Genomic DNA, 8207 nt, shown 5'->3' on the forward strand with positions numbered 1-8207 from the left:
CCGCCATGTCGACCAGACCCAGGCCTATTTACAGCGCCAGATCCTGATCGAGAACCCATCCACCTATCTGCGCTTCAAGCACTCGACGATCGCCGAATGGGACTTCCTTGCGGCCGTCGCGCAGCGCACGGGATGCGGCATCCTGTGCGACGTCAACAATATCTACGTCAGCGCGTGCAACCACGGCTGGGACGCGTTGGCCTATCTGGCCGCTCTGCCTGCCGACGCCATCGGCGAGATCCATCTTGCCGGCCACGCGGTCCGGCAGATCGAAGGCGGGCAAACCCTGCGCATCGACGACCATGGCTCGCACGTCGCACCGGAGGTCTGGACCCTGTACACACAGGCCCTGGCACGCTTCGGCCTGGTCCCGACCCTGATCGAGTGGGACACGAACATACCGCCATTGGACGTGCTGCTGGATGAGGCTGCCCATGCAGCCGCGCTGATCGAGGAGGCGAAGCATGCCGTCGCTGCTTGACGTTCAGCGCGCGATGCGGCGCAGCCTGCTTGAGGACGAAGTCGGCCAGACGGCGGACCTGATCGTCGGCGCGGGACTGGCGCCCGCGCAGCGACTGGGCATCTACCGCAACACCATCGTCGCAACGCTTGCCAATGCACTGCGGCTGTCGTATCCGGCCGTGCATCGCCTCGTCGGCGCCGACTTCTTTGAAGGCGCAGCGCAAATCTTTGCGCGCGACCGGGCTCCGCGCTGTGCCGATCTGAATGCCTACGGCTCCGATTTCCCCGATTTCCTGCAGGGCTTCGCGCCCGCGGCGACGATCGCCTACCTGGCCGACGTGGCTCGCCTCGAAGGGGCGGTGAACCGTGCGCTGCACGCGCCCGACGCCGATCCCCTCGCGGTCGTTGAGCGGCTGGCAACTCTGGCACCCTCCGATCACGAGCGGGTGTGCTTCGTGGCTCACCCGTCGGTATCGACATTGCACTCGGCGTTCCCGGTCGACAGCATCTGGCGCGCCGTGCTGGGCCGCGATGAGGCAGCCTTGGCGGCGATCAATCTGGCAGATGGGCCGATCTGCCTGGTCGTGCAGTGCTCGCGAGACGGCGTGGAGGTACGACGCGCGGACGAACGCGCGTGGAGATTCACGGCTGCACTCTGCGCCGGACAGCCCTTGGGCTCCGTGCTGACCGCGTCACCCGATGCCGATGCACCCGGCCTGCTGGCCGAGGCCTTGGCGGCCGGTCGATTCGTCGATTTCCAACTGAAATGCTGCTCGGTTGGCGTTGGCAACGAGCGAGAGGAGAACGTCCCGTGAACCATTCTGAGGCGGCAATGCCACGTACCACCGGGGCAATGGGCATGCTGGCACGCTTTCGCGGCTGGCTGGACGCCGTGCCCTATGCATTGCTGGCACTGCCGCTGCGGCTCGCCGTCGCGACGGTGTTCTGGAATTCCGGCATGACCAAGCTGGCCAACTGGGATACCACCCTCGCATTGTTCGCCGACGAGTACCGCCTTCCGCTGCTGCCCCCGGATGTTGCCGCCCACATGGCCGCATCGATCGAACTGAGCACTCCAGTGTTGCTGGTGCTCGGATTGGGGACCCGGCCTGTCGCGCTGGTGCTGCTCGGCATGACCACGATCATCGAGATATTCGTCTACCCGCAAGCCTGGCCGACGCACATCCAGTGGGCGGCCATGCTGCTCGTGCTGCTTTGTCGTGGCGCAGGAACCTGGTCGCTCGACCATCTCCTTTGGCGCAGTTGGTCGAGGTGACCGAGCGCCTTTTTTTATCGTCCTTGTCGTTGGAAACACCATGCATGTCATTACGCTCTTGCGCAACCTCTTCTTTGTCTCGTTGATGGCAGCGTTCGCCGCGCTGGCGGTTGCCGGAGAGGTCCCTTACGACCAGAAGAAATTCGATGCGGCGGTGGCGGCCGGAGGACCGGTCATTGTCGATTTCTCCGCGAGCTGGTGTCCGACCTGCAAGTCACAGAAGCCGATCGTGAATGAACTCATGGGGCGTCAAAAATTCAAGGGCATCACGCTCTTTGTGGCCGATTACGACGAGGAGGTCGCCTTGAAGAAGCGATTGCACGTGACTCAGCAAAGCACGTTCGTGGTCTTCAAGGCCAGCAAGGAAGTCGCGCGCTCGACGGGCCAGACGGAGAAGGACGTGCTCGAGGCGGTCTTCGACAAGGCACTCTGATCATCGTGTAACTCACCAATCAATGAACTTCGGCTTCGGCACCTTCGCGCTGGGCTATGGCGCCGGTATCCTGTCCACGCTTTCTCCCTGCGTCCTGCCGCTCGTCCCGATTCTCGTGGCGACGGCCATGGCGCAGCATCGGTTCGGCGCGCTGGCGCTTGCTGCAGGACTGACCCTTTCCTTCACCACCCTTGGGGTGTTTCTCGCCACGATCGGGCTTTCCATTGGCCTGGGCCAGGGGGTAATGCGCCAGGTGGCGGCGGTGATGCTGATTGCATTCGGCTTGATTCTTCTGTCGTCCCGATTGCAAGCTCGATTCACTTCACTGTCCTCCCGCCTCGGATCGTCTACCGGTGCTTGGCTGCATCGGTTCCAGGCTCGGGGATGGAGCGCTCAGTTCGTGGTTGGGCTGCTGTTGGGCTTGGTCTGGACGCCCTGCGTTGGCCCGACGCTGGGCGCGACCACGGCATTGGCAGCCCAGGGGACGCAGCTGTCCCAGATCACCTTGCTCATGCTGCTGTTCGGACTCGGCGCGAGTACCCCGTTGCTCGTTCTGGGCGGTGTGTCTCGCGAGGTCGCTCAACGCGTGCGAGAGCGTCTAATGACCGGCGGACAGTTCGGTCGGTGGGCTTTGGGCGCGGCGATGCTACTCCTCGGGATCTTGATCGATGATCTCGCGCGTGACCTCTTCAAGGCGCTGGTGCAGACGACGACGCTCTACAAGTCGATGGGCAGCGGATGGGTCGACGTGGCGGACCAGCAGGCGCCGCAGCCCGGCGTTCAATTGAGCGAGCGGCCCRCCGTTTTTCCGTGAAGTAGACGGACGCCAATTCGGTCAGCCCGACACGCGTCGCACTAGCTGCGGCTCAGCAAACAGTGCGTGCGGTAGGCTACCGCCTTTGTGAAAATGCGGGCAGGTCGATGGTGAAGAAAGGTTCAAAGCATGGACGATTTCCAAGTCGGCACTTCGAGCGCGAGGTCACCTGAGCTGCGCGCGGCACGGTGTGCGAGTGCTCGGGTTGCCCTGGGCCGAGCATGACCGGCACTTCACACGGTTGTTTGGGGCGCCGGCCGTCGACGTGAGGAAGGCGGCCACCCTCCTGGGCATCACCTGGGATGAGGCTTGGCACGCACATCATGGATCGCCGTCGTTCGCAGCCGCAGAGCGAACTAAGCCCCGCGCGATGCCCGCACTGATCGGTGTTGACGAGAAGGCTGTCGCCAAGGGGACCGCTAGATGACACTGGTGTGTGACCTCCTGGGGTGATCGTATTTTTGGTGCAAATTCGGTTGCGCGCCGGCCCATCTCCGAGCGCTTGAGGTGTGGGCGATTCGTCCAGCACCTGTAGTTGGCGTAAATTGACGCTCCACCCGGACAGGCTTGGACTGCACCATGACCTTCGCACATCGCTACGTCGGAGCGGACAGCCTGCCTGCTCGCAGTCGCGTTGCATCATTGGCGCGGAGACCCTTCCCTCCAGGATGTCCGAGCTCGACGTCCAGCAGTTCTTCAGCCTGAGCAAGGACGACATTTCCGCGATCTGTGAGCGGTTCCGCGACGACCGCCGCGTAGCTGCAGCTATCCAGTTGCTCTTCCTGCGGGCAAGCGGCCGCCCGATGGACGATTCGCCACGGTACCGAAGGTCCTGCTGCGTTCAGTGTGCGAAGCGTTGGGGCCGCCCAACGTGAGCATCGCCAGCCTCCGGTCACTCTATGAACGTCGCCAGACGCTGTACGAGCACCAGGCCTGGGCCCGCACCTATCTTGGCCTGAGCGACCTGGATGAGGTCCAGCGGCAGAAGATCGAACAGGTTCTCTCAGTCGCTGCCCTCGAGGCCGCTCACCCCGACGACCTGGTACGAACCGCGCGCATTTGGCTGTACGGCAGGCGAATCATCATTCCGGGCTCACGCCGAACTGCCGGCTGGGCTCGCAAGGCGTTCGACGCCACGGAGGCGGCAATGGCCGCAACGATCGAGGCGGCGATTGGGAGGGCGGCGCTGCGCCAAGCCATCGACTGGGCCTATGCACCCTCCCCCGCGGCCTCAGGCAGCCATCTGGAGTGGATCAAGACACCGCCCCAGCGCCACTCCCCGAGCACGACCGCGCAGACCCTGGAGAAGATCTGCGCTCTCAAGGCCTTGGGCGTGCACAACTGGGCGTTGGATTCCATCGCCCTGAGCAAGCAACAGGCCTACGCGGCTCACGTCGTGATGCGCCGGCCATCGATGACCGCGCGCCACGAACAGCGACGCCAGACTGTGGAGGTTGTCTGCTTCTTGCACGCTACGCTGCTGGAGCTTCTGMGGAAGGTGGCGCACCTGAARGTCGAACGGCGGCCGAATCGTRATGTGCGCCACGACCACCAGAGCCGCGGCGTGCATCTCGTGTAGGCCGTAGACRTTCACGTTGTAGTGCAGATCCTTARGCGCTTCAGACWTGCTCCCGTCACGCCAGACTCCCATGCTTCCTGCACCGCATTCSAGAGCRTGGACTTGGCGTCCTGTAGGGCTACGTTGCGGATCTCGCCGGCCCATCCGCTCTGGATGCGCGTCACGCATTGGCTCGTACAATCGAGTCCACCCAGGGCCAGCTGAGCATGCACATCCTGCCGGGCTACGCACCCGACCTGAACCCGGACGAGTTGGTGTGGAGTCATGTCAAGCGCGCTGGTGTGGCTCGCAATCCGCTGCGAGCCGGCGAGAAACTCGAGCCCGCAATTTCGTGCCCGGATGGAAAGAGACCAAGCTGACTACGCCTGCTGTTGCTTGCGCAGTGCGACCTTGCTCTACCCATCCTGTGCGTGACGTTGTGCAAGATGGGCGTGCCGCGGCAACACCCGCGCCGTAGTTCAGTGTGGACGCGCGGGATCGGGATAGACCAGTGGCCCGAACATTCCGCGATCGAAGGGCTTCCAGTTCCCTTCGGGCTGGGCCAGGCGATCGGCCAGCGCATACAGCACCGCCGGATGCGCGCCGAGACCCAGATGGCTTGCCACCACCTCGATGTTCTCCGATTGCGGCCCGGTTTCCTCGATGCTGCAGCGCCAAGCGACAACACCGTCGCTGCGGCTGAAGATCGACGTGGTCGGCACCGAAGGCCTCGGCTGCACATGCTTCATGCGGCGAGGATCATCCGAACTTTGGCCACTGACGCTCCACCTGGACAAGGGCGAGATCCCCGRCGTGCGGCAGCTCGACCCGGCCCTGCACCCGGGCCACGCCCAACTCCTCGAGGTGGCGACCCAGCAGGGGCTGCTCTCGGCGGCCCAGCTCAACGTGATCGAGTTTCACACCTGGAACGCGGTCAAGACGGCGATCGGGAAACCTGACCGCATGACGTTTGACCTCGACCCGGGCGAAGGGGTGAAGTGAGCGCAGATTCAGCAGGCCAGCGGCGGCAAGGGCCTGCACGTCGTGGTGCCGCTCAAGCGCCTGTACGACTGGGACACCGTAAAGGACTTCTCCCAGGCAATCGTGGTGCACCTGGCGCGCACGCTCCCCCAGCTCTTCGTGGCCAAGAGCGGGCCGAAGAATCGGGTGGGCAAGATCTTCATCGACTACCTGCGCAACGGCTTCGGCGCCACGACCGCCTCTGCCTGGTCGGCGCGCGCGCGGCCGGGGCTGGGCGTGTCGGTACCGATCGCGTGGAGCGAGCTGGCAAAAGTCACGAGCGGGGCGCACTGGAATGTCCGGAACATACACACCAGGCTGGACAAGGGGAACGAGCCATGGAGCACATACACAGCTTCGGCGCGCTCGCTCGGACCGGCGAGGAAAATATTCGGCCGCTAGCCCGAAAACGGGTCGATTTTCGAGGTGCGCCTTCCTATAGCAGCACTCTGCCACCATAAAAGACGTCGGCTTACGGGTCGATTCGCCTGATCTGCACTGGAGCAGGCGAAGCGGATCGTCGCTCGCATGGAAGAAAGCGCCCAAGACTAAATGCAGGAGATTTCTGCATTCGGCCAATGAACCTCCATCTCGTGGAACTGCAACTGCAGGTCGGCAACCAGTTCGGCGAAACCACCGCCAAGGGAACGGCCGTGGTGGTGGAACCGCCGACTCGCGCAGGCGGCTGACGGAAAGCGGCCGTCGTCACCAGCCCAGCCCTACCGGCGCAATGCGTGCGGCGCCCGACGCGCTGGACGACGTCAAGGCCGCCGCTATCGCGTCGCCGCCTTGGCAAGCTTCTTCAACTCCGGCGCCAGGGCGGTACACCCCGACAGATTGCTCCACGCCAGCGCATCGCGGCCCTTCTCGTCCGTCGCGCTCGGGTCTGCTCCCTTAGCAATGAGGATGCGCACGACATCGGTCTTGCACTTGCTGGCGGCCACCATTAAGGGCGTTACGCCGGTGATCGCCGGCTGCTGGATGTCGGCGCCCTTTCGAATCAACTCGTTCACCAGCTCAATATCGGCCCAATCCGCGGCGGCGAGCATGACGGTCATTCCCTCGGTGCTCCTTGCGTCGACCTGCGCGCCCGCCTTCAACAGCACCCAGGCAATCTCCTTGTGCTTGTTGCTGATCGCATAGAGCAGCGAAGTGCTATTGATCACGTCTCGCGCGTTGGGGTTGGTCCCTGGGCGCACAGGATAATGCGCGCCGGGGCACATCGGAAGATTTCTAGCCCTTCTGTAGGCCTTCCCCCGTGACGTGAACTTAGCTGGGCGTGACTAAGCGTGACATGAACTGACGACCCCGTCTGTCAGATTCGCTGCGCGCAGCGCCTTGGTCGAGCATGCGTCGCCCGCGCTGCAGGCGCACTCATCCGAACCAACGCCCGGGCCCGTGCCGTGAGCTCGGCGCGTGCAGGCCTTTAACAGATCGCGCCGACAGCCGCCCCAGTAGACGCGGAGGATGTAAGGGTCGGGCTGAGGTTCGAAGCGCATCGTCAAGATGCTTGAAGACTCGGACACCATAGAACAGATGACTTGACCAATTTTCCAAGGTAGTGCCATCGGACCCTCCTGCAGGTTTGTAGGAAGTTAAAGCGTAGAAACATCAAAGCGGGAATTCAAGAGTCTCAAAGGTGAGACAGCCAAGGCAGGCATCACGGTGGCGTGGCTCTCGCAACCGTTCTCAAATTCACCCCGCTCCCGTTGCGGCTCGGCGCTGTGCCTGCCCGTGAGCGGGCGCTTAACGCCGTGATGCGCACGAGCACTGCCAAGTGCATGCAAAACGTGAGCCATCAGAGGCTCGGTTCTGATTCTGACCGCGCAGTTCGCGAGCGCCAGGCGGCGCACCAACGAAAAAGCCGCCCTTGGGCGGCTTCCTGGTACGTTGCGACCTCTCGGGCCGCTCACTTCTTGGCAATGGCCTTCTTGGCCGGCGCCTTCGCAGCCTTTGCAGGAGACTTTGCAACTGCCTTCGCGGCCGGCTTCGCAGCGACCTTGTCCGCCTTGCGCTTGGCGGCCTTCGGGTCGACGGCACCCTTGAACGCTGCGCCGGCCACGAACTTCGGCACCTTCGATGCGGCAATCTTGATCTTCGTTCCGGCCTTCGGGTTGAAGCCAGTGCGGGCGGCACGCGCCACTTGCTTGAACGTGCCAAAGCCGATGATCTGGACGGACTCGCCCTTCTTGACTGCTGCCACGATGGAGCCGGTGACGGTCTCAAGGAGTCGTGCGGCTTCGGCTTTGCTGAGGGTGTGGGTGGTGGCGATCTTCTCGACCAGTTCGACGCGGTTCATTTTCGGAATTCCTGTTGCTTTAGTAGACACGCCGCGTTGCCAGCGGCGACCCCACTAGACAGTAGGGCCGGCGAAGTGTACCGGCGCTTGTGCCCACTCCTGAGTGGTGTTGCGCGAAGGCGACGGCTTTGTCGCTACGACCACTGTCGATCCACGAAGAGAATGCACTCGGGGATGACCAGCTTCCCTCCGGACCATGCATCGCGGGTACGCTTCTGGAAGTGCGCCGAGAGCATCATCGGCACGCCAGAGCGCGCCAGTTTTTGGGACTTTGTGCCGAGCACCTGCCGAGCGAGTCCGATTGCGGGTCAGGGGTTGGGTGCTTGCGGGGGAACATGGTATGCC

8 protein-coding genes and 3 pseudogenes are annotated in these 8207 nt (G+C 63.5%); 8 read left to right on the forward strand and 3 right to left on the reverse strand.

Features of this window, described 5'->3' with window-relative positions; genetic code table 11:
- The 7 genes and pseudogenes from AC1DY5_RS32585 to AC1DY5_RS32615 all read left to right on the forward strand — a co-directional run.
- The coding region (locus AC1DY5_RS32585) for a multinuclear nonheme iron-dependent oxidase (RefSeq protein ID WP_478118214.1) at positions 1–481 on the forward strand (481 nt) is incomplete at its 5' end.
- A 13-nt stretch (positions 482–494) separates the two neighbouring features.
- On the forward strand, positions 495–1277 hold the full coding sequence (locus AC1DY5_RS32590; protein ID WP_478118215.1) for an HvfC/BufC family peptide modification chaperone: 783 nt from the start codon (positions 495–497) through the stop codon (positions 1275–1277).
- A gap of 17 nt (positions 1278–1294) precedes the next feature.
- Positions 1295–1738 (forward strand): DoxX family protein, encoded by a 444-nt coding sequence (locus tag AC1DY5_RS32595; RefSeq protein ID WP_478118216.1) that lies wholly within the window; start codon positions 1295–1297, stop codon positions 1736–1738.
- Between the two features lie 58 nt (positions 1739–1796).
- Positions 1797–2171 (forward strand): thioredoxin family protein, encoded by a 375-nt coding sequence (locus tag AC1DY5_RS32600; RefSeq protein WP_478118217.1) that lies wholly within the window; start codon positions 1797–1799, stop codon positions 2169–2171.
- A gap of 22 nt (positions 2172–2193) precedes the next feature.
- A complete protein-coding gene (locus AC1DY5_RS32605; RefSeq protein ID WP_478118218.1) occupies positions 2194–2985 on the forward strand; it encodes a cytochrome c biogenesis CcdA family protein in 792 nt (263 codons plus the stop codon).
- Between the two features lie 668 nt (positions 2986–3653).
- Positions 3654–4564 (forward strand): annotated as a pseudogene (locus AC1DY5_RS32610) (DUF4158 domain-containing protein).
- Positions 4565–4734: 170 nt separating this feature from the next.
- Positions 4735–4893 (forward strand): annotated as a pseudogene (locus AC1DY5_RS32615) (transposase); the annotation flags it as partial.
- Positions 4894–5022: 129 nt separating this feature from the next.
- Here the strand turns inward: AC1DY5_RS32615 and AC1DY5_RS32620 are convergent.
- Positions 5023–5292 carry a hypothetical protein gene (locus tag AC1DY5_RS32620; RefSeq protein WP_478118219.1) on the reverse strand — a complete coding sequence of 90 codons (270 nt, stop codon included), beginning with the start codon at positions 5290–5292 and terminating at the stop codon, positions 5023–5025.
- Between the two features lie 37 nt (positions 5293–5329).
- On the opposite strand from AC1DY5_RS32620, the pseudogene ligD reads away from it, so the two are divergent.
- Positions 5330–5965, forward strand: a pseudogene (gene ligD, locus AC1DY5_RS32625) (non-homologous end-joining DNA ligase LigD); the annotation flags it as partial.
- Between the two features lie 371 nt (positions 5966–6336).
- Here the strand turns inward: ligD and AC1DY5_RS32630 are convergent.
- Both AC1DY5_RS32630 and AC1DY5_RS32635 read right to left on the reverse strand, forming a co-directional pair.
- Positions 6337–6786, reverse strand: coding sequence for an ankyrin repeat domain-containing protein (locus tag AC1DY5_RS32630; RefSeq protein ID WP_478118220.1), 450 nt, complete (start codon positions 6784–6786; stop codon positions 6337–6339).
- Between the two features lie 686 nt (positions 6787–7472).
- Entirely contained in the window at positions 7473–7862 is a 390-nt protein-coding gene (locus AC1DY5_RS32635; protein WP_478118222.1) for an HU family DNA-binding protein, read from the reverse strand.
- Between the last annotated feature and the right edge of the window lie 345 nt (positions 7863–8207).

It is taken from the genome of Variovorax sp. P4_D9, assembly GCF_056401695.1.

Coding starts and splice junctions, on each gene's coding strand:
- AC1DY5_RS32590 (WP_478118215.1), top strand. CDS start 495: ATGCGGCGCAGCCTGCTTGAGGACGAAGTCGGCCAGACGGCGGACCTG.
- AC1DY5_RS32595 (WP_478118216.1), top strand. CDS start 1,295: ATGCCACGTACCACCGGGGCAATGGGCATGCTGGCACGCTTTCGCGGC.
- AC1DY5_RS32620 (WP_478118219.1), bottom strand. CDS start 5,292: ATGAAGCATGTGCAGCCGAGGCCTTCGGTGCCGACCACGTCGATCTTC.
- AC1DY5_RS32630 (WP_478118220.1), bottom strand. CDS start 6,786: ATGTGCCCCGGCGCGCATTATCCTGTGCGCCCAGGGACCAACCCCAAC.
- AC1DY5_RS32635 (WP_478118222.1), bottom strand. CDS start 7,862: ATGAACCGCGTCGAACTGGTCGAGAAGATCGCCACCACCCACACCCTC.